Source organism: Pantoea sp. C1E2, from assembly GCF_056491465.1.
In genome coordinates, this window is sequence record NZ_JBSZHT010000002.1 from 3,418,883 (window position 1) to 3,441,181 (window position 22,299).

Below are 22,299 nucleotides of genomic sequence, written 5' to 3' on the forward strand. Positions count from 1 at the left end.
AATGTGGCTAGCTAGTCCACGTCGAAGAAAACACCCTTAGATGAGGTCTCTGCTATGACACAAAAGAAGCAAAGAGGTGGTGCCGGGAACTTTGCAGAGGACCCGGAGCGCGCCAGGGAAGCAGGTAGTGCTGGCGGCAAAGTCAGTGGGGGCAATTTCAGAAACGATCCTGAAAGAGCCAGGGAAGCTGGAAGAAAAGGAGGACAAAAAAGCCGTCGCCCCTCCAAGCAGCAGTGAATAAGGTACCTTTAGGGACGTTGTGCGCCACGGATGGTTAATAAAAAAAAGGCCGACATCATGATGTCGGCCTTTCTCATTACGGCAACTTACTTGCTGTCTGGCAGCGCGTAAGCAATCACGTAGTCACCACGGTCTGGTGACTGACGTGCGCCACCCGCGGAGATCAGGATGTACTGTTTGCCATTCTTCGGCGAAACGTAGCTGATTGGACCGCCCTGGCTGCCGACTGGCAGGCGTGCTTTCCACACTTCTTTACCGGTTGAGCTATCGAAGGCGCGCAGATAGTAATCCTGCGTACCGGCGATGAACACCAGGCCACCCTGAGTCGCTAAGGTGCCACCCAGCGTTGGCATACCGATTGGCATCTGTGCACGCATCTTAATACCAAATGGACCAGTATCCTGCACGGTACCGACCGGAACCTGCCATACGATCTGACGGGTTTTCATATCGATAGCTGACAGCGTACCAAACGGTGGTGCCTGGCAAGGAATACCCAGTGGAGACATGAAGCGGTTTTTGTTCACTGCATACGGGGTGCCTTTCAGCGGTACTGCGCCCATACCGGTGTTGATCGCTTCACCACCATTGCTGGCTGCGTCTTTGCTGGTGTCCTGAGGAATCATCTGCACCCACAGGCCCAGACGCATGTCGTTAACGAACATGTACTGGTTGTTCGGGTCGAACGAGATGCTGCCCCAGTTCATACCACCCAGTGAGCCAGGGAAGCTGAGTGACTTATCGGTGTCCGGTACGGTGAACAGGCCATCGTAACGCATGCCTTTGAAGGCAATACGGCACACTAACTGGTCAAACGGCGTAGCGCCCCACATGTCAGACTCGGTCAGTTTCTGGTTGCCGATATTAGGCATTTCCACTGAGTGCGGCTGCGTTTGGGTGTACTGCTCTCTTGGGATGTGACCCTGCGGCATTGGCTGCTCTTCAACTTTCGTTAAAGGCTTACCGGTCAGGCGATCCAGCACCCAAATCATGCCGGTTTTCGCACCGATCACGACAGCAGGCTTGGTGGTACCATCCTTCATTGGGAAGTCAACCAGGCTCGGCTGCATTGGCAGGTCGAAGTCCCACAGATCGTTATGCACGGTCTGGTAAACCCATTTCTGCTTACCGGTTGTCGCATCCAGTGCAAGGATTGATGCGCCATAGGTGTGATCCAGTTTGGTACGTTCAGCACCATACAGGTCAACCGAAGAGCTACCCATCGGCAGGAACACGGTGTTCATTGCCGGATCGTATGACATTGGTGCCCATGAGTTCGGGGTACTACGGGTGTAGTCTTTGCCCGGCATCAGGATGGCATTCGGGTCATCGTTGCCTGGGTCAAACGCCCAACGCATCTGACCGGTGATCACGTCAAAGCCACGCAGTACGCCGCCAGGCATATCGGTCTGGACGTTATCCGCCACACGGCCGCCAACTACCACGGTGGTGCCTGCAAGCTGTGGTGCAGAAGTCAGCTGATACTGTGGATCTGGCGCAGCGCCAAGACCTTTTTTCAGGTCAACCACACCGTGGTCGCCGAAGTCTTCACAGAACTCACCGTTATCAGCGTTGATGGCAATCAGACGCGCATCGATGGTGTTCATCAGAATACGACGCTGACAGGTATCACCTGCGGCCAGAGCTGGCGCAGGAACCGGCGTTGAGCCAGGCTGGCTTGGCTGCTGCACCGGCTTGGTCGCATCGAAATACGCCAGACCACGGCAGCGGTTCCACACTTCTGCCTGTGCGTTAATTTCACGCTTCCAGATCTGCTTACCGGTATCGGCTGCAACCGCGATCACGTTGTTGTGCGGGGTGCAAAGGTACAGAGTGTTGCCAACCTGCAGTGGTGTTTCCTGATCTTCCGCACCGTTACCGGTTGGGCTGATTGGGGTATCGCCAGTGTGGAAGGTCCACGCAACCTGCAAGTCTTTGACGTTGTCACGGGTGATCTGATCGATCGCTGCGAAACGGTCACCTTCAGGGGTGCGGCCGTAGCTGCTCCAGTCCTGCTGTGGCTTAGACTTGTCGACCGGAATCAGCGGCAGCTGTTTGCCGTCGAAAGCGACGGTTGGGTGCGGCTGGAACATCTGCACGAAAGTTGCCACCATGCCAACAGCGATGACCGCTGAGAGCACATAGGACACTTTGGCCAGAGAGCTTTTGCCTTCACGCTTACGCAGCGCAGGCCAGGTCAGGAACGCCAGCAGCATCAGGCCTGCAGGCACCATCAGGCGGGAAACTAACTGCCAGAAGTGGAAGCCCGCATCGAACAGCGCCCAAATCAGGGTGCCTACGAAGACCAGAATGAACAGGGTCACGGCGGATGATTTGCGACGGAAGAACTGAATCGCCGACAGCAACATCACAATACCGGAAATGAGGAAGTACCAGCTGCCGCCCAGAGCGACCAACTTGCCACCGCCGATCGCGAAGAACAGACCGACAGCCAGCAGGACCAGCCCGAACAATACAGACCAGATACTCAGCCCTTTAGAGGGACGAGCGGAATTTTCTGCCATAACAAAAACTCTCCTGAAAAAATAACGCGCTGGTGCCGGCTAACAGGTTGTAGCCGGTGACAATGCTCCTGCCAACGATGGGGGACAGGAACCAATCCGTTACGCTTTATTTTATATCTATTGGTACGGGTGCAATGCCCGTAATTCGGCGCTTGTGAGCAAGGACACATCGCAAGTGAGAGTGATTCTCGCTACAAGGCGGCAGGATTGTACCACCTGGTTCATTAGAAAGTGAACATCCATAACGAAGGAGTTACTGGGCAATAGCATTTTTGCTACAAAACCAGTCATAAGTTATTAATAAATATGAGGCTGAATCAAAGTGTAATTTTTGATGTTGAGAAGAGGTCAGAGTGGGATAGGTAGCAGGTATCGTGCGGTGGGGGCGAAAAAAAGGGCCCCATCAGGGCCCTCAGCAGATTAACGCTTGTTCTTCTTCAGATGCGACATCAGTCGCTGGCGTTTACGCTGCTGCGTCGGTGTCAGCAGGTTGCGCTTGCCCGCGTACGGGTTGTCGCCTTCTTTGAACTGAATACGAATCGGCGTACCCATGACATTCAGTGAACGGCGGAAGTAGTTCATCAGGTAACGTTTGTAAGAATCGGGCAGATCCTTCACCTGGTTACCGTGAATCACCACGATCGGCGGGTTGTAACCACCGGCATGGGCATATTTCAGCTTCACGCGACGGCCGCGCACCAGCGGTGGCTGATGGTCATCTGCCGCCATGGTCATCACACGCGTTAACATCGCGGTGCCGACACGTTTGGTCGAGCAGTCGTAAGCTTCGGTCACGGATTCGAACAGGTTACCTACGCCGCTGCCGTGCAGTGCCGAGATAAAATGAATGCGCGCAAAGTCGATGAAGCCCAGACGGAAGTCCAGCATCTCTTTGACTTCATCACGCGCTTCCTGCGTCATGCCATCCCACTTGTTGACCACAATCACCAGTGAGCGGCCACTGTTCAGGATAAAGCCCAGCAGCGACAGATCCTGATCGGAGATGCCTTCACGTGCATCAATCACCAGCATCACCACGTTGGCATCTTCAATGGCCTGCAGCGTTTTGATGACGGAGAATTTCTCAACGGTTTCGGTGACCTTGCCGCGCTTACGAACACCGGCAGTATCAATCAGCACGTATTCGCGCTCATCGCGTTCCATCGGAATGTAGATGCTGTCGCGCGTGGTGCCCGGCATGTCAAAGACCACAACGCGATCTTCGCCAAGAATGCGGTTAGTCAGCGTTGACTTGCCAACGTTAGGACGGCCAACAATAGCCAGCTTGATCGGCAATGTGGTGGGGTCGAAGTTTTCTTCTTCCTCTTCCGCCAGCGCCTTCTCGTCCTCTTCTTCTTCTAACGCAGCCCAGTAAGCGGCGTTCTCTTCTTCTTCCGTCAGCTCAACGTCTGGAACCTTTTCGTCCATCCACGGCAGCAGCGCGGCTTCCAGCAGGTTGTTCACACCGCGACCGTGTGAAGCCGCAATCGGATGGATTTCACCCAAGCCCAGCGCATAGAAATCCAGCACTGCCGCATCAGGATCCAGACCGTCAGTTTTGTTCGCGACCAGGAAAGTGGCTTTTTCACGCGAACGCAGGTGATTGGCGATCTGCTGATCGGCCGGCATCACACCCGCACGCGCATCCACCAAAAACAGCACCACATCCGCTTCTTCAATCGCTAACAGCGACTGTTCCGCCATGCGGTTCTCGACGCCTTCCTCGGTGCCATCGATACCGCCGGTATCAATAACAATGAATTCGCGCCCTTCCACTTCGGCGCGACCATATTTGCGATCGCGAGTCAGTCCAGGAAAATCCGCTACCAGCGCATCACGTGTGCGCGTTAAGCGGTTAAATAGCGTAGATTTTCCCACATTGGGACGCCCAACCAGCGCGACCACAGGTACCATAACACTTGCCTCAGTTTTGAAAATAAATCGCCCGAATGGCGTGATTATAACGACATTTGCCGGAAGGCGTCAGGCTGAAGGCGCAAAGAATACCATGCCTGACAGAAAACGAAACGGCCCCTGACGAATCAGGAGCCGTATAAGCGAGCAGGAAACAGGTTCCCGCAGAGCCAAACTTTAACGCGTGATGGCGTAAACTTCGCCGCCTTTCGCCTGGATCAGCAGCTTGTCACCGGCAACCACCGGGTCAGTCTGGAAGCCATCGCTGTCCAGTTTCTGCTGCGCTACAAAGCGCCCGTCCAGGGTGTTAATCCAGTGCACGTAGCCTTCGCTATCGCCGACTACCAGATAACCGTTGAACAGCGCAGGTGAAGTCAGGTTGCGGTGCAGCAGATCGCTTTGACGCCAGATGGCCACGCCACCGTCGGCATTAAGCGCAATCACGCGGTCATCCTGATCAACCAGGTAGATACGACCGGCATCCACCACCATGTCTTTCACGCCGCCGATTTCGCGTTTCCACAAAATCTGGCCAGAACGCAGTTCCAGCGCGGTCAGATTACCGTTGTAAGCCAGCGCGTAAATGACGCCGTTAACGACAACAGGCGTGGTATCCACATCGCTCAGACGATCAATTTCTGTGGCGCCGCTTGGCTGCGAAATACGCTGCTGCCAAATCAACTGACCCTGGTTCATGATCACCGCGCTCACGCGGCCATTGTCACCACCAACAATCGCACCACCGAATGCCACGGTCGGTGCAGATTCACCGCGCAGTGACAGTGCAGGCATGTCGAGGTTGACGCTCCACTTGATCGCGCCAGTGCTCTGATCCAGTCCCTGCAACATACCGTTGCTGGTGTGAATCAGCACCAGGCCATCGCTGACAACCGGACGTGACAGCGCTTCACCAGCGACTTTGGTCTGCCAGGCGATGCTGCCATCGCTGTTGTTCAAGGCAAATACCTGACCGCGCTCGCTACCAATGTAAATGCGATCGCTGGTGGCAGTAATACCGCCAGAGAGCAGCGCGGAGATGTTTTTCGAGAAGAAACCGGTTTTCTCAGAAAGATCGACTTTCCATTTCTCTTTACCGTTGCTGGCATCCAGTGCTTTTACCACACCAAAGCGGTCGGCAGCATAGACGGTGCCATCCTGCCAGGCCGGATGCAGATTGGAATAGAAATCGCCAACGCCGTCACCCACAGAGGTGCTCCAGGCAGTCTGTGGCGTAAACTGGTTTTCCACTTTCGGCAGCGGAGCCATTTTTACTACATCTTCTTCGCCGCTGAACAGCGAGCAACCGCTGAGCAGAGTGACTGAAATCAGCCCTGGCAGCAGGTATTTACGTAATTCCATGTGCGCTCTCTTGACTGGCTTAACTTAAGTTATTCATCTTCATTTGCAGCATTTGCTTCAGCGCAGGAGAGGCCTGCGATTCAGCACCTTTGCTCCAGGCATCACGTGCGCCCTGCTTGTCGCCTTTGCTTAGCAGTGCTTCGCCACGAATGTCCGCAATAATGGCTGTCCAGCCATCACCCTTAACATTGTTAAGAGTAGAAAGTGCGGCATCGGCCTGATTTTGCTGCAATTGAATGCGCGCCAGACGCAGGTTAATCACCGCCTGCAGGTTGGCATCTTTGGTATCTTTCAGCCCGCTCTGAAGCAGCGTGATGGCTTTATCTAACTGATTCGCTTCAACGTACTGTTTCGCCAGATCCAGCGAAGCCAGTGCACCATAGGTGTTGTTGTTTTCATTGGCAAAAGCGGCAACCGCTTCCAGCGTCTGCGGCTTGTCAGCCTGCATCGCAGTGGTCAGTTGTTGATACTGCGCCGATGCGGCTTTATCCGCACCATCCTGATGGGTGGACCAGAAACGCCAGCCACCCAACGCAGCGATGCCGATGATCACACCCACAGCCAGTGCTTTGCCATTGTTCGCAAAGAACTGACGCAGTGCGTCAACCTGTTCGTTTTCGTTGCTGTAAACTTCCACGCAATCCCTCTCCTTTAAATGGCTGTTGCAGTGCTGCGTTTACTGCAGCAGCGTGCGCAATGTCGCAGCGGCTTCGCTTTGGGCAACGGTTTGTTGATCGCCAGTGCTCAGGTTTTTAATCACTACCTGACCGGCTTTCACTTCGTCTTCGCCCAGCACCAGCGCAATGCGTGCGCCCCACTTGTCTGCACGGCCAAACTGCTTCTTGAAGTTACCGCCACCGAAGTTGGTCATCAGCTTCAGCGCCGGGTCTGCATCACGCAGTTTTTCCGCCAGTTGCATCGCAGCGGACTGAACGCCCTGCCCCGAAGCGATAACATAGACATCAACAATACGCGTCGGTTCAAATTCTGGATTAACCGCTTGAACCAGCAATACCAAACGCTCAAGACCCATGGCAAAACCGACCGCTGGCGTAGCGCGACCACCCAGCTGCTCAACCAGGCCATCATAGCGTCCACCGGCGCACACGGTGCCCTGTGAACCTAAGCTGTTGGTCACCCACTCAAACACGGTGCGGTTGTAGTAATCGAGACCACGCACCAGACGCTGATTCACGGTGTATGCGATACCCGCGTCATTCAGCAGGCTGCACAGCCCGTCGAAGTGCGCGCGTGAATCTTCATCGAGATATTCATTCAGCGTCGGCGCATCGTTCAGCAACAGCTGGATATCAGCGTTTTTGCTGTCGAGTACGCGCAGCGGATTGCTGTACATACGACGTTTGCAATCTTCATCCAGCTTGTCTTTATGCTGCTCAAGGAAGGCCACCAGCGCGTCGCGGTAATTCGCGCGAGCTTCCAGTGATCCAATAGAGTTGAGTTCGAGACTAACGTGTTCTGAGATACCTAACGCTTTCCACCAGCGCGCGGTCATCATAATCAGTTCGGCATCGATATCCGGGCCTTGCAGACCAAAGACTTCCGCCCCAATCTGATGGAACTGGCGGTAACGACCTTTCTGTGGACGCTCATAGCGGAACATCGGACCGATGTACCACAAACGCTGTTCCTGATTGTACAGCAGACCATGCTCAATACCGGCGCGCACGCAGCCCGCGGTGCCTTCCGGACGCAGGGTCAGACTTTCACCGTTGCGGTCGTCAAAGGTGTACATCTCTTTTTCAACCACATCGGTGACTTCACCGATAGCGCGTTTAAACAGCGGGGTCTGCTCTACAATCGGCAAACGGATTTCGCTAAAGCCATAACTGGCCAGCACCTGCTTCAGGGTGCCCTCAATACGCTGCCAAATCGCGGTATCCGCCGGCAGGTAATCGTTCATCCCACGGATCGCTTGAATATTCTTCGCCACGTTAGAATCTCTTAATACAAAAAAACCTGTCCGGCATCATACCTTATGAGGATGAAACCGCACAGGTTCATTCAAAAACGGGTACGCGACGGGCGCATACCTTCCCTTATTTTTCCAGCTGCTGCACATTAATGCGGCGGCTTTCATCCAGCATGCTGGCCTTAGCGCGAATGCGCGCTTCCAGCTGGTCGATCATGTCATCGTTATCGAGACGGTCGCGCTGACGCACCCCATCCTCGTAGAAGCCACTTTTGCGGCTACCACCGGTCACGCCCAACGTAGAGACGGTCGCTTCGCCTGGACCGTTCACCACACAGCCGATAATCGAGATATCCATTGGCGTGATGATGTCTTCAAGGCGCTCTTCCAGCGCATTCACCGTACCGATCACATCAAATTCCTGACGTGAACAGGTTGGGCAGGCGATAAAGTTAATACCGCGAGCACGAATGCGCAGAGATTTCAGGATGTCGTAACCAACTTTCACTTCTTCAACCGGGTCAGCGGCCAGTGAAATACGCAGTGTGTCACCAATCCCTTCGGCCAGTAACAGTCCGAGACCAATGGCTGATTTCACGGAACCCGCGCGCAAACCGCCAGCTTCGGTGATGCCGAGGTGCAGGGGTTGATCGATAGCCTTGGCCAGCAAGCGATAAGATTCAACGGCAAGGAACACGTCAGAAGCTTTCACACTCACTTTGAACTGATCAAAGTTGAGACGATCGAGGTGATCAACATGGCGCATAGCGGATTCGAGCAGCGCCTGCGGCGTTGGCTCTCCGTATTTTTCCTGCAGATCTTTTTCCAGAGAACCGGCGTTAACACCGATACGGATGGGAATATTGTAGTGGCGGGCACAATCCACCACCTGGCGGATACGCTCGTTGTTGCCGATGTTGCCTGGGTTGATGCGCAGGCAATCCACGCCATATTCGGCGACTTTCAGTGCGATGCGATAGTCAAAATGAATATCCGCGACCAGCGGCACATTGACCTGTTGCTTAATCAGTTTGAACGCTTCAGCCGCATCCATAGTAGGAACGGAAACACGGACGATGTCCACACCGACACGCTCAAGCTGGCGAATCTGGTTAACCGTGGCTTCAACGTCCGTGGTGCGGGTGTTGGTCATTGACTGAACGGCAATGGGCGCGCCATCACCAACCGGCACCTTGCCGACGTAAATCCGCTTTGATTTGCGACGGATGATGGGTGCTTCGTTATGCATATTCTCTCTCCACAATTACCCGGAAAGCGCGCTGCGCGTTATTGCGCACCCAGCGTCAGACGGGCAACCTGGTTATTACGGATAAAACGACTTAAATCAACGGGCTGATTCTGATATTGCACGTCAACTGCTGTTGGAGCGCCAATTTTCAGACGATACGGAGGCGTTCCGGACAAGCTGAGCTTACCGCCGCTACGTTGCAATCCGCTGAACAGCTTCTTGCCGGTAGCATCGGTAACTTCTAACCAGCAATCGGCTTTGAAATTCATGACCACGGTGTTCGGGTCGCCCGCTGGCTGGCTCACGCCCGCATTGGCGGTTGGCATTTGGCCAGCAGGAATGCTGTTGGCCGGCGCCGGAGAGGTCGCCGCTGGCGGTGCGTTATCGATCGGTGCCTGGCTCGGTGAAACCACAGCGTTATCGCTGCTGGCCGCAGGCGCCGAAGTGTTAGCAGCATTGCTGTTGCTGGTACTCGGCGTTGTTACCGCACCGGCACCATTATCCACCGGCGTACCGGCGGCATTGGTATCAGTGTCAGTCGCGCTGTCAGTGCTGTTTTCACCCAGCGGAATCGACTGACTGTTATCGCTGCTGCTGCCATTCTGGTCAGCCATTGAGACCAGATCGGCCTGCGAGGCTTTATGGTTTTGCCACCACCACGCGCCGGTCAGACCGATGACAACAAAAATCACCAACCAGGTGAAAATCATTAGCCAGCCATCACGCTTTTTACGGCGCTTACCTAACGAGAAGCTCTGCATTGGCTCAATTTTGGCCGCGCGCACCGGAGCCTGCTTCGCCATCATCGGCAACAGGTCATCTTCCGGCACATGCACCAGACGAGCATAAGATCGAATGTAACCGCGCAAGAACGTCGAGGCTAAATCAGCCGGTGACTTATCCTCTTCAATGTCTCGTACGGTAGAAAGTTTAAGGCACAGGCGTTCAGCGACATTTTGCTGAGTCAGCCCCATCTGCTCACGGGCCAGACGCAGGCGTTCACCTGTGGAATGTACTGCAGAATTCTCTTGAGTGGCTTCAGTATTCATTAGCTAAATAACGCTGGTACTGTATCGATTGTGGAAAACTTCGCGCCAACCGGTCGCCATAACGTGTAACGTCAGCAGCGTTTCCCTGTTGCGCGGCGAAACGTATTTGTAACCACTGGCTCTCTGCCGTTGCCGGCAAACGCTGGTGGTACACTTCTAATAGCAGCGGAACCGCCAGGCGATCCTGCTGTTTGAGCCGCTTTTCCACTTCCGTAAGCAGTTGACTGCCCTGCTCCGGTGCGGCAATCAGCGCGTTGCTTAATGACTCGCGCGCTGAGGCACTCTCTCCAGCCTGCAGGTAACAATAGCCCGAAAACAGGAATGCATCCTGACGGGCTTCAATTTCCTGTGCAGCCATCGCCAGCTTAAACTGTTGATGCGCTTCGCCATACTGCCTTAAACCGCAAAGAAACGCACCGTAATTGTTAGCGATGTAGCCATTCGCTGGCGCTAACTGCTGGGCGCGTTGGTAGTGCCAGTGTGTCTGCGCGCTATTCTGCTGCGCCTGTGCCAGCCGCGCAAGCGCCAGTGGCACACGATAATCCTGCGGTGCTGCACGCTCAGCGCGTAATAAATTACGCTGTGCTGCCTCAAAATCTTTCACTGCAAGGTAATGCAACCCCAGCTGTAGCCGGATGTCCGCAGCGCCTTGCTGAGCCGGAGAATTGACACACCCGGTTACAACAAAACCCGCCAACAACACCGCCGATAATCCCTTATGCATTTCAGTCTCTCCCTCTGACATCGAGAGGAGAGACTGACACGGCTTACGCCAGGTGGGTATCACCTGGCACCGTGTTTCAGAGCGCCTTCACAGAGATGGTTTCACCGGCCATTTTCTTACGCAAGGTACGCTTGGTACGGTCGATAACATCACCCGCTAACTGACCACAAGCCGCATCAATATCGTCGCCACGCGTTTTACGCACGATGGTGGTAAACCCGTAATCCATCAGCACTTTGGAGAAGCGATCAATACGGCTGTTTGAGCTACGGCCATAAGGCGCGCCCGGGAACGGGTTCCATGGGATCAGGTTGATTTTGCACGGCGTCTCTTTCAGCAGTGCAGCCAGCTCATGCGCATTGTCGGTGCTGTCATTGATGTGATACAGCATCACATACTCAATGGTCACGCGGCCCTGATTGGCGTTGGACTTACCGATGTAGCGTTTAACCGCCGCGAGGAAAGTTTCGATGTTGTACTTTTTGTTGATCGGCACAATTTCGTCACGAATGGCATCGTTTGGTGCATGCAGCGAAATCGCCAAAGCCACGTCGATCATGTCGCCCAGCTTATCCAGCGCCGGCACTACGCCAGACGTTGACAGCGTGACGCGACGTTTTGATAAGCCAAAACCGAAGTCATCCAGCATGATGTCCATCGCTGGCACCACGTTGTTCAGGTTGAGCAATGGTTCGCCCATGCCCATCATCACCACGTTGGTGATAGGACGCTGACCAGTGACTTTCGCTGCACCGATGATTTTCGCTGCACGCCACACCTGACCGATGATTTCGGAGACGCGCAGATTGCGGTTAAAACCTTGCTGCGCGGTCGAACAGAATTTGCACTCCAGCGCACAACCTACCTGTGAGGAGACACACAGCGTTGCACGGTCGGCTTCCGGAATGTACACGGTTTCGACCAACTGATCGCCCACGCGGATCGCCCACTTGATGGTGCCATCGCTGGAACGCATCTCTTCCGCCACTTCCGGCGCACGAATTTCAGCGCGTTCCATCAATTTGCCACGCAGCACTTTATTGATGTCAGTCATCTGCTCAAAGTCATCGCTGCAGTAGTGGTACATCCACTTCATGACCTGATCGGCACGGAAAGGCTTTTCGCCCATTTCGAGAAAGAACTCACGCATCTGCTGACGGTTAAGATCCAGCAGGTTAATTTTTTCTTTTTTTGGGGAAACAACCACGGGGGAAGCGGACGACGGCGTCACAATCTGTTCGGACATAATGTTCTCTGGCCTCGTTGTTACACGTTACGGCTCTGGTTAAGAATAGGAAAAAAATAACGCCCTCGCTGAGCAAGGCTCAACAAGGGCGCATTATTGTACTACATCTGCTGCATGATGCCAGGGGGAACGACTTTACCAATGTTGAAAAGGTGTAAAGACGTTTATCCGCATCAGCAGCAACGCACTTAGCGAGTGCGTGGGCAGACTTCGTTCTCAGCGAAGAAGTAAGCGATTTCGCGCGCAGCAGATTCAGCTGAGTCAGAACCGTGGGTGGCGTTCTCAGTGAAGCTGTCAGCGTAGTCAGCACGCAGAGTACCGGCCAGCGCGTTGTCTGGGTTGGTTGCACCCATCAGATCGCGGTGACGCTGAACGGCATTTTCGCCTTCCAGAACAGAAACAACCACTGGACCAGAAGTCATGAACTCAACCAGACCATCGAAGAATGGACGGCCTTTGTGCTCAGCGTAGAAGCCTTCAGCCTGCTCTTTGGTCAGGTGCAGCATTTTTGCGCCAACGATTTTGAAGCCTGCGCTTTCGAAACGGTTGTAAATAGCACCAATCACGTTCTTAGCGACGGCGTTTGGTTTAACGATAGAGAAAGTACGTTCGATTGCCATGATGACCTCTAGTTAGCATCCTGAAGAAACCGGGAGTTCGCTCCCGGTAAGAAAACGCGCCGATTATAGGGACATCATCGGGCGTTGCCTATTGCCTATTGGTGGAATTATCGAAAATAATTGATTTTTGTCGGGGCGAACACGCGCAAAATCTGGCATACGCGAACATCTAGCCACGAATAAATGAGACAGATGCCAGTTTACCCGCCTCATCCATCACCACCAGTTGATACTGGCCCGGTTCGCTGAGCACCAGCGCAGCACTGCTTTGCCCCGCTTTCTGTTCAATCGGTTGCCCGTTCAAAAACCACCAGCGCTGCGAACCCTGCCCACCCTGAACCGCGACAGGCAGCATCAATACCACCTTACCCGGTAACGGCTGCACGCGCTGACCATTAATCACGCCAGTAATCAGCAACGGTGGCGTGCTGTTGTGGTTCAATGGCGGGCAATGAAGGTCAATTGGCGGCAGTCGCTGCTCGCGGCGTTCCGCCATCGGCAGCCAGGGTTCCAGCGGCAGTGGCCACATCAGACGATCCTGGCTCTGTGCATTGGGGCAATCTGCCGCCACGCGTAAGCCCTGAGGGTTGATCCAATAACGTTGACGTAAACCATTCACACCTTCCTGACCGGGCGCCAGCAGCGTCGGGGGCATCGTTTGGTTCAGTATCCAGCTCTGACGACGCTGGCGGCAGTTTTCGTCACCCAGCGGCAAAGGTTGGCCTCCAGGCCAGCAAATACTCATGGCGCTGACTGAATCCGGACGTGGATCGCGTGGTGCACCGCGCACCGACATATGCCCCGCCAGCAAGTTATTAACCTGGTTCATCACGGGCACGGCGGAGGCAAAGCCAAACTGACCGGCAACCGGCGTGGCATCCGGCCTGCCAACCCATACGCCAATTAAATAGCGCGGTGTGATGCCGATGGTCCAGGCATCGCGATAGCCATAACTGGTGCCAGTTTTCCATGCCAGCGGCGCAATATCAGGAATGGCAGCGGATGGCAGCGCTTCGCCCGCCAGAATACGTCGCACAATCCAGGCTGCGCCCGGCGAAAGCAGCGGCCGCTCTTGCAATGGCTGATTGGGCAGCCAGCGCAGTTGGGCGGCATTTCCCTGACGAGCAAAAGCGCTATAAGCCGCCACGATATCATCCAGCCGCGCGCCCGTACCGCCAAGGACCAGCGACAGATTCGGCTCTGCTCCCGCCGGAAAGCGCAGGTACAGGCCGACATTGCGCAAACGCGCCGCGACCGTCTTCGGGCCAAGCGCGTCCAGAAGCTGGACTGCAGGTAAATTCAGTGAACGTTCCAGCGCCTCGCTGGCACTCACCGGGCCGTGAAAGCCTGAGTCAAAGTTGCCGGGGCGATAATCACCGAAACGGCGTGGCACATCCTGCAGCAGTGATTCAACGTGGATCAGACCATCATCCAGCGCCATGCCATAAACAAAAGGTTTCAGCACCGATCCGGGCGATCGCACACTGGAGATCATATCCACATGACCAAAACGGCTGTCGTCATTGAATGACACTGAGCCGACATAGCCACGTACTTTCATATTGCTGTGATCCACCACCAGCAACGCCAGTGAAGTGCGCGGCGGCAGCTGGTTTTTTAACGACGATGCCAGACTCTCCAGCTCGCGCTGCAGCGACACATCAATCGTCGAGGTAATTTTGTTGTCGGGAGATAGCGCCAACAGGCGGCGTGCCAGCAGCGGTGCCATTTGCGGGGTCTGGCGCGGCGGCAACCACACCGCTTCCTGTTTGATATCCGCGACATCCTGCGCCGACCACACCTGATACTCTGCCAGCCGATCCAGCACTTTGTTGCGGGCGGCTTCCGCACGCTGTGGCCAGCGATCCGGACGAAGTCGGCTGGGTGCCTGCGGCAGCACGGCGAGCAACGCGGCTTCCCCTTTGGTCAGCTGCGACGGCGGTTTACCGAGCCACATCCAGCTTGCTGCGCCGATGCCTTCCACGGTGCCGCCAAAGGGTGCGCGATTGAGGTAGAGCGTAAGGATGTCGCGCTTGGATAAGTGCCACTCCAGTTGCAGCGCGCGCCAGGCCTGAATCATTTTGCCGCTCAAAGTACGCGGTTGCGGATCGATCAGTCGCGCTACCTGCATCGTTAGCGTGCTGCCGCCTGACACGATGCCGTGATGCAGCAGGTTTTGCCCGATGGCACGTACAATCGCCATCGGATTAATGCCGGGATGGCGCCAGAACCAACGATCTTCGTAAGTGAGCAGCGCCTGAATGTAGTCAGGCGAAACCTCCTCAAGCGTCACCGGATAGCGCCAGACGCCTTGCTTGTCGGCAAAGCGCCATAGCGGCGTGCCATCCTCAGCGACCACCACCCGCGCGGGCTGCACTTCCCGTAACGGCAAAGGATCAAGTCGATCCAGTAGCCACACGCCAGCTAACAGCAGCAGTAAAAAAAGCGGCAGCCAGCGCCACCGCTTTAAGGTATTACCCTTTTTCATCAACGCTTAACGCACATTCAGTTTTTCTGGCGTAGAGCCTATCGCGCGCCACTCCGGCACATACATCGACTCGACCTGCGGAGGCGGTAGACGATAGCTGCCCGGCGTCACCGCGCGTGCCAGATACAGCAACGTGCCCGGTGTATAACCATCCAGCGCCAGCGCAGCAACGAAGCGGTCATCACGGAACTCAATGTGTTTGATGTTGGCTTGTTGCATATCCATCATGCTCTCTTTCAGTGCATCGGCGCTGTCGCCCAGGCTGGCGCTGCTGTCACTCAGGTTCTGGTTTTCCAGTTCCAGTCCCGCCGGCAGCAAATCCACCACCAGCGCATCGCTAACGCGTTCGCTGGCCGCCACTTTCAATCGCACCACCAGCAATTCGCCACTTTTCAGGTTGGTGAGGTCGGCAGGCTTACCGTCCAGGGTGAAATATTCACGGCTGATTTTCAGCACGTTGCTCATGGGCGACGGTGCCGTTTGCGGATAACCCACCACATTCAGCGTGCCGTAAAGTGGCGACGCATTGTCGCTTTTCACTGACAAGCCCTGTCGCAGCTGGTCTTCACTGATACCCATGTTGAGTGTCTGATTACTGCTCAGCGGCTCGCTACTGCCCTGCAATGTGGCTTGCCAGTTCTCACCTTTGTGCTGTTGCAAGGTGCGCGCGGCAAGGAACAGCGCGTTATTTTCCTGTGTCGAGAACCAGCGCTGGCCATGCACCGCTTTCGCCAGATCAATCAGTAATGGCCCCTGCATATCGGGCAGCAATTGGTTTTCTGTGATTAGCGCAAGAATCAGCGCACGGTCTCGTACCGGGCTGCCGTAATCCCCCAGCCAGCTGTTGGGCTTGCGCTCCAGCCCGATGCCCTGCGCCAGCGCTAACTGCGCGCGCTGTTGATCGCCCATCAGTTTCAGCGCCACACCCAGCTGCACCAGCGCCAGCCCTGATTTCGCCTGCTCACGCTTTTCATACAGCGCACGCAACGCACCAAGCGGTGCCTGCTGCTGACGCGCTAACACCAGCCCGGCGTAAGCTTGCACACTGAAACGCAGGCCATCCGCGTCACTGCTCCAGCTGGTTTCGATCTGTGCCGGGTCTTGCAAATAGCGCAACAAGCGTTCATCGGCGCGACTGATCACTCCTTCCGGCACGCTGTAACCCGCTTCACTGGCGCGCAGCAGGAAATCAGTGACGTAAGCCGTCAACCAGAACTCCTCCTGACTCTCTTTGCTCCACAAGCCAAAGCTTCCATTGCCGCGCTGCATACCTGCCAAACGCGCAATACCGGTGGCGATTGACGCCCGGCGCGCCTCGTCGGTGCTGGTTTTAATACCCAGCGCATCCAGTTGCGCTTTGTTGGTGAACACCGATGGCCAGATGCCGCTGGCGGTCTGTTCCAGACAACCATAAGGATAGGCATACAGCTGGCTGATAAAGCTGGCAATATTCAGCGGCGGCCGATTGCTGAGCGACAGCTGTCCGGTCAGCGTATCCTTTTGCAGGCCGCTAAACGCACTCGCCACCACCTGCCAGCTTTGGCCCGTTTGCATCACATTGTCGAAACTCAGGGTTTGGGCTGGATAAGCCGGACGTACGCCGATGGTCCATTTACGCTCGCTGGGCGCCAGGGTTTCACCGGGCAGAGTCATGCCAGAGACCCTGACCTGCACCGCACCTTCACCGAAGGCACCCTGGGCTTTAACCGGGATTTGCAGGGTTGTGCGCGCGCCCTTCGCCAGTTGCACGCTGGAAGTGACAGTGCCGTTCAGCGCGATCAGCCCCTGAGTGGTTACATCGACTTTCAACGTCTGCGGCTGATCGGTCAGGTTGGTGAGATCCAGCGCCAGCGTCGACTGATCACCGCTGGCCATAAAGCGCGGCGTCGCCAGTTCGCTGATGAGTGGTGCGGCCACCACCATTTTACGATCTGCCGAGCCGAAGCTGTCTGCGCTCCACACCTGCGCCATCAAGCGTAACTCGCCATTAAAGGCCGGAATCGGAAGCTCGATCGTGCCTTCGCCGTTGGCATCCAGCGTGACCGGCTGCAGCTGTTGCGCGACGATCTGCACATCGGTGACCGGCTTCTTACCGCCGCGTGACAGCGCATCGGCATCATCTCCGTCACCACCGAAACGCAGCGCCGCCAGCTTGCCACCGCCTTCGATGAGCTGACCGTACACATCGTATTGATCGGCGTTATAGCGCTTGCGCCCAAAGAACGCGTCCCACGGATTTGGCGTTTTATAGTCAGTTATGCTCAACACGCCGCTGTCCACCGCTGACAGCAAGACCTGAACCTGTTGAGGTAACTCACCGCCTTCACGGCTGGCTTTCACCTTCACTTTTACCGTCTGCTCAGGGCGGATTTTTTCGGGCGCATCGATCGCCAGATTGAGACGTCGCGCTTCGGTCGCCATCGGCAGATGCAGCAGACCCACTGCGCGTTTTGGTGTGGTGCCGTTGGCTTTATCGCCATCACGCACCACAATTGCGCTGATATAGAGATCGTGACGCTTCCAGCTTTCGTTAATCGGCACATCGATGGTCGCGCCACCGGCAGGTACTTCTAAGGGCTGCCACCACAGCGTGCCGCTGCTGGATTCCACCATCAGATAGCCTTTACCGGCGGCCGGGGATTCCACCTGCACTTTTGCGGTATCACCTGGTTGGTAGGCGCTTTTATCGATTTTCAGTTTGACCTGATCGGGACGGAGCGCGCCGGTGCCGTCGGTGTTGTCCTGCCACCAGTAGCCCGCATTGAAGCGCACGCTGCTGACAATGTTCTCGCCCGCATGCACTTCCAGACGATAAGTGCCCCACTCCACCGGGAAGCTGATTTTCTGGCTGCCACCCGCGGCAATAGTGATGCGCTGCTCGTCTTCCTGCAGATCCTTCTGGTCATAGCGCGACTGCCACCCTTCGCTGTCTGAGAAGCTCCAGAAGTAGTCACGGCGTTCATGGATAAGGCGCACATCCAGATCCTGCGCCGCCAGTTTTTCGCCTTGCGGATTGGTATAAACAACATCAAATTCCGCCAGACCGTTTTCAGGCACGGTCGGTTCATCGCGGTAACGATCGGTGCGATAGTCATACACCGACTCACTGTTAAACAGCGGACGAATTCCCGGCAGTGCAGGCGCGGGCCAGATCGATTGGGTGGCACGACGTGTCACCGGACGGCCGCCAGTTTCCAGCAGACTGGCTTGCAGAATGAGATTGAGTGGTGAATGACTTTCTGCCCAGCTGCTTTCTACGTTGAGCTGCAGCTTGCCGCTCTCATCCAGCTTCACATCGACTTCATCCAGACTGCGTTTCAGTTCCTCTGTGACATCGCCGAACTGATAGCCAGGCAGCGCTGCCACGGCTTCACGCGCCGGGCGCAGGAACAGTTGCCCCTGCAACTCATTGCCGGCAGCCGGTGCGCCATACAGATAACGGCCCTCTACATCAAATGTCACCGAGGCGTCCGGTGCCACCGGCTGTTCGCTGTTGCTCAATGCCAGTGCCATACGTTCCGGGAGGAAATCCTCGACATGGAACGGCCAGCTACGCGGCTGGTTGTCGCCACTATTGATGCGCAGCGACCATTCACCGGTCATGGCTGAAGCCGGCAGTGCAAAGCGCTGCTGGTACACACCGTTTTCCGGCTGCCAGACGAAGGTTTGGGTGACTTCACCATTGGGCTGAACCACTTCGGCTTTCACCGGTTGTGGCGGCAGCGGCTTGCCATCGGCATCACGCAGTAACGCGTTGACGATCACCGTTTCTCCGGGGCGATAGAGATCGCGCGGACCAAACAGGAACAATTGTTTGTCATAACCCTGCGGGCCATCAATCGGGAATTCGGCGAGATCCAGCGCCGGACGATTGAGATCGATGAGTGAGGTTTGCCCTTTCTGCGTTGCCAGCAGCAACTTGCCTTTGGCATTGGCGGGCAGGCGAAGATGGCCATTGCTGTCACTGGTGCCACTCGCCAGCTGTTGGCCTTTCTCATCCAGCAGTTGCACATCAACGTCATCCAGCGGTGCGCCATTGGCGAGACTTTGCGTAAACAGTTCCAGTTGATCAGGGAAGCTGTGCAGCGATACACCAATGTCACTGAGCGTGAACAAGGTCGCTGGCTGCGTGTAGTTATAGGTGCCAGCCTGTTTCATGACGGCCAGATAGACACCGGGCTGCTTGAGTGCGTCGACATCGCCAAGCGGTAGCTGCAACTTTTCACGGGTGTTGCGTGCCGGGTTGAGATCAAAACGTCCGCTATAGACAAGATCGGCATTTTTCAGTAAATCGCGTGATTCCCAGTACGACAGGTTATTACCGTAATTCCACTGGGCGAGAAAATCGGCCAGTGCGGCGCTTTTCACCCGGAAGAAATCGACATCAATGTTGTTCACATTGAGTGCCAGCACCGGTAAACCCTGCGTCAGGCGCAGCGGCAGCAGTGATCCCCGGCTGGCGAAACCCACCATCGGCTGGATATCGCGGGTGGTGAGCGTTTGGCTAAATGGACTGGATAAGGTACTGCCATCGGCGGCCTTGAGGCCAGCATCGACGGTCACCGTTAATTTGCGCGACGGTTCAGGATGGCGGAAGCGTAGCGCCTTGCCATTCTGCGCCAGTTCCCAGCCGCCATCGACCTTGCCGCTTTTCTCATCGCTGATATGGACCCGCGCGTTCAAATCCTGTTTGCTATCGATCGCGGTGTTGAAACTCAGCACCAATGCTGATGCGCCATCCAGTTGCAGCTCGGAAAGGTCGATCACCGAGATCGTTTTCGCTGCATTTTGAACCACAGGCGTATCCTCAGCCTGCGCAGGCAGCAAAGCGCCGCCCAATAGTGTTCCGCCGATCAGCACGCTGAGCAGCAGTCGATTAACACGTTTTGCCATGGTAAGTCCCTCACCAGCCCCAAAGGTTAAAATAGTGTGCTGCGCAATTTCACATCAACCTACTCACTTTAGCAACGATACCCTTGAGATAGCGTTCACATTCCCGGACACTGGCTCTTTCCATTTTCCGATGATTGAGAAGAGGTTGTTGCGATGACAGCTCCCCTGTTTGTCTCTGCCGATTGGTTAAAAGAGCATTACACCGATGAAACGTTGCAGGTTTTAGATGCGCGCATGTTGCCGCCAGGTCAGGAAGCGGTTCGCGATCTTCAGGCCGAATATCTGGCGGGACATTTGCCGGATGCACCGTTTTTCAACATCGAAGCCTTATCCGATCACACCAGCGCTTACCCGCATATGATGCCGCGCCCGGAAGCTTTTGCCGTCGCGATGCGCGAACTGGGTGTTAATCAGGATAAGCATCTGGTGGTGTACGACGAAGGTAACCTGTTCTCCGCGCCACGCGCATGGTGGATGCTCCGCGCCTTTGGCTGTGTGAACGTGTCCATTCTGGCGGGCGGTTTGCAGGGCTGGAAAGCGGCAGGATTTGATGTAGCATCGGGCCCGGTTAATCTGCCGGAAGGCGAGTTTGAAGCCCATTACGACCAGGGTCTGGTGAAACGCCTGACCGATGTGCTGCTGATCAGCCATGAGGGCGGCGCGCAGATCGTTGATGCCCGAGCGGCTAACCGCTTTAACGCAGAAGTGGATGAACCGCGTCCGGGCCTGCTGCGCGGGCACATCCCAAATAGCCTGAATATGCCGTGGAACAATCTGGTGGCGAACGGCGAACTGAAGCCGGCAGCAGAGTTGCGCGATCTATTTGAGAAGGCCGGTATCAAACTGGATCAGCCGATTATTGCCAGCTGCGGTTCGGGTGTCACAGCGGTGGTGGTGATTCTGGCGCTGACGTCGCTGGGCGTGCGTGACGTCACGCTGTATGACGGCTCCTGGGGCGAATGGGGCAGCCGCGACGACTTACCAATTGAGAAATAAAGTTTAGCTAGCCGATTAAACTGCTGAGCATGGCAATAAAGGGGGGTTGCAGAACAAACTTCTGAGCCTGCCAATGATGATTTGACTACCGCGCAATAAATTGCGCCGCTACCAGATAAGTGCGATCTGTAGCGGCGCGATCAGATAAGTGCGATCCGTAGCGGCGCAACCAGTTAAGTGCGATCCGTAGCGGCGCAATCAGTTAAGTGCGATTCGTAGCGGCGCGACTTATCGCGCGTATCTTAAGCCGAACGATGGCTGTCAGATGCGCAATAAATTGCACCGCTACTAGCGATGTTTAGATAATCCGCTGACTGCCTTTGAAGTCGCGCAGGAAACTCCCCCAGCGACGCTCATAAAACGGCGTAATATGCGCGGTGAAGAAGTGGCTGACGCCTTTCTCATCGACCACCACTTCGCAGATATCAATCGGTGCGTCATCCGCCAGCGTATCGGTTGCCACGCTGCCTGCCGCCTGAATAATCTCATCGATATTGCTATCGGCTTCGATACCGATCAGCAGATTCGGCTCTTCCATGGCACTCTCACGAATGCTGGCGATGTAAGCACGGCGCACCTGCTTATACTTGGCAAACAGTTGCGTCAGTGAATCAATCATCTGCGCTGGTGGCTCAGCCACTTCTGATAACAGCAGCGCCTGACCGCCCTCCAGCACCGTTTGCTGACTGAGCGCACTGCCCTCTTCACCGATCAGATGGGCGATTTCACCTGGCGAAAACTCTTTACCCGCCGGTAATTTGGGATTGAGGAACAAGCTCTCACCCATGGTCATTTCGAACAGTGTACGGGCTGGCAGGCGCAGGTAAGGCTGCTGCTCTTTTATCGCTTCAGCCATCGCCTCTTCTGAGGTGAAGAACGGGATAACACTGCCGCCGCCCTCTTTTTCCCAATGCTGCAACTCCACAGGCGAGGTGGCATCAAACTGCTCTGCAGAACTTTCCCCTGGCACCCAAATGTCAGATTCCAGCAGCAGTTGAAAGAACTCCGGACGGTGCGCAGGCTCAGTGGCGGCCAGCTTCAGCACCTCTTCAAGACGATTGCTCAT

Annotated in this window: 15 protein-coding genes; 2 read left to right on the forward strand and 13 right to left on the reverse strand. The window is 55.7% G+C overall.

Annotated features, from left to right (window positions below; genetic code table 11):
* Window positions 1-54: 54 nt before the first annotated feature.
* Window positions 55-237, forward strand: a complete 183-nt coding sequence (locus tag ACXI0A_RS16360) for a con-10 family general stress protein (RefSeq protein WP_045814915.1) — start codon at window positions 55-57, stop codon at window positions 235-237.
* Window positions 238-326: 89 nt separating this feature from the next.
* Here the strand turns inward: ACXI0A_RS16360 and ACXI0A_RS16365 are convergent, their stop codons facing one another.
* The 12 genes from ACXI0A_RS16365 to ACXI0A_RS16420 form a co-directional block, all read right to left on the reverse strand.
* Window positions 327-2,765, reverse strand: coding sequence for a glucose/quinate/shikimate family membrane-bound PQQ-dependent dehydrogenase (locus ACXI0A_RS16365; RefSeq protein ID WP_224930575.1), 2,439 nt, complete (start codon window positions 2,763-2,765; stop codon window positions 327-329).
* Between the two features lie 420 nt (window positions 2,766-3,185).
* The gene (gene der / locus ACXI0A_RS16370) at window positions 3,186-4,679 is read right to left on the reverse strand and encodes a ribosome biogenesis GTPase Der (RefSeq protein WP_224930572.1); all 1,494 of its coding nucleotides are present in this window, start codon (window positions 4,677-4,679) and stop codon (window positions 3,186-3,188) included.
* A gap of 177 nt (window positions 4,680-4,856) precedes the next feature.
* The gene (gene bamB / locus ACXI0A_RS16375) at window positions 4,857-6,038 is read right to left on the reverse strand and encodes an outer membrane protein assembly factor BamB (protein ID WP_038645419.1); all 1,182 of its coding nucleotides are present in this window, start codon (window positions 6,036-6,038) and stop codon (window positions 4,857-4,859) included.
* Between the two features lie 19 nt (window positions 6,039-6,057).
* Window positions 6,058-6,675 (reverse strand): tetratricopeptide repeat protein, encoded by a 618-nt coding sequence (locus ACXI0A_RS16380; RefSeq protein WP_476147676.1) that lies wholly within the window; start codon window positions 6,673-6,675, stop codon window positions 6,058-6,060.
* A gap of 39 nt (window positions 6,676-6,714) precedes the next feature.
* A complete protein-coding gene (hisS, locus tag ACXI0A_RS16385; RefSeq protein WP_476147674.1) occupies window positions 6,715-7,989 on the reverse strand; it encodes a histidine--tRNA ligase in 1,275 nt (424 codons plus the stop codon).
* Window positions 7,990-8,095: 106 nt separating this feature from the next.
* A complete protein-coding gene (gene ispG, locus ACXI0A_RS16390; RefSeq protein WP_224930567.1) occupies window positions 8,096-9,217 on the reverse strand; it encodes a flavodoxin-dependent (E)-4-hydroxy-3-methylbut-2-enyl-diphosphate synthase in 1,122 nt (373 codons plus the stop codon).
* A 38-nt stretch (window positions 9,218-9,255) separates the two neighbouring features.
* Window positions 9,256-10,266: a cytoskeleton protein RodZ gene (gene rodZ / locus ACXI0A_RS16395; protein ID WP_224930564.1), complete on the reverse strand. Its 1,011-nt coding sequence runs from the start codon at window positions 10,264-10,266 to the stop codon at window positions 9,256-9,258.
* Window positions 10,256-10,990, reverse strand: a complete 735-nt coding sequence (gene pilW / locus ACXI0A_RS16400) for a type IV pilus biogenesis/stability protein PilW (protein WP_476147671.1) — start codon at window positions 10,988-10,990, stop codon at window positions 10,256-10,258. The genes rodZ and pilW overlap by 11 nt, the downstream gene beginning before the upstream one ends.
* Window positions 10,991-11,066: 76 nt before the next feature.
* Window positions 11,067-12,236: a dual-specificity RNA methyltransferase RlmN gene (gene rlmN / locus ACXI0A_RS16405; protein ID WP_479485266.1), complete on the reverse strand. Its 1,170-nt coding sequence runs from the start codon at window positions 12,234-12,236 to the stop codon at window positions 11,067-11,069.
* Window positions 12,237-12,424: 188 nt separating this feature from the next.
* Entirely contained in the window at window positions 12,425-12,856 is a 432-nt protein-coding gene (gene ndk / locus ACXI0A_RS16410; protein ID WP_007884899.1) for a nucleoside-diphosphate kinase, read from the reverse strand.
* Between the two features lie 169 nt (window positions 12,857-13,025).
* Window positions 13,026-15,344, reverse strand: a complete 2,319-nt coding sequence (pbpC, locus tag ACXI0A_RS16415; protein WP_476147668.1) for a peptidoglycan glycosyltransferase PbpC — start codon at window positions 15,342-15,344, stop codon at window positions 13,026-13,028.
* 6 nt (window positions 15,345-15,350) lie between these two features.
* The gene (locus ACXI0A_RS16420; RefSeq protein WP_476147666.1) at window positions 15,351-20,237 is read right to left on the reverse strand and encodes an alpha-2-macroglobulin family protein; all 4,887 of its coding nucleotides are present in this window, start codon (window positions 20,235-20,237) and stop codon (window positions 15,351-15,353) included.
* Between the two features lie 153 nt (window positions 20,238-20,390).
* On the opposite strand from ACXI0A_RS16420, the gene sseA reads away from it, so the two are divergent.
* Entirely contained in the window at window positions 20,391-21,233 is an 843-nt protein-coding gene (sseA, locus tag ACXI0A_RS16425) for a 3-mercaptopyruvate sulfurtransferase (RefSeq protein WP_224930549.1), read from the forward strand.
* Window positions 21,234-21,531: 298 nt separating this feature from the next.
* Here the strand turns inward: sseA and sseB are convergent, their stop codons facing one another.
* Window positions 21,532-22,299 carry an enhanced serine sensitivity protein SseB gene (sseB, locus tag ACXI0A_RS16430; protein WP_476147664.1) on the reverse strand — a complete coding sequence of 256 codons (768 nt, stop codon included), beginning with the start codon at window positions 22,297-22,299 and terminating at the stop codon, window positions 21,532-21,534.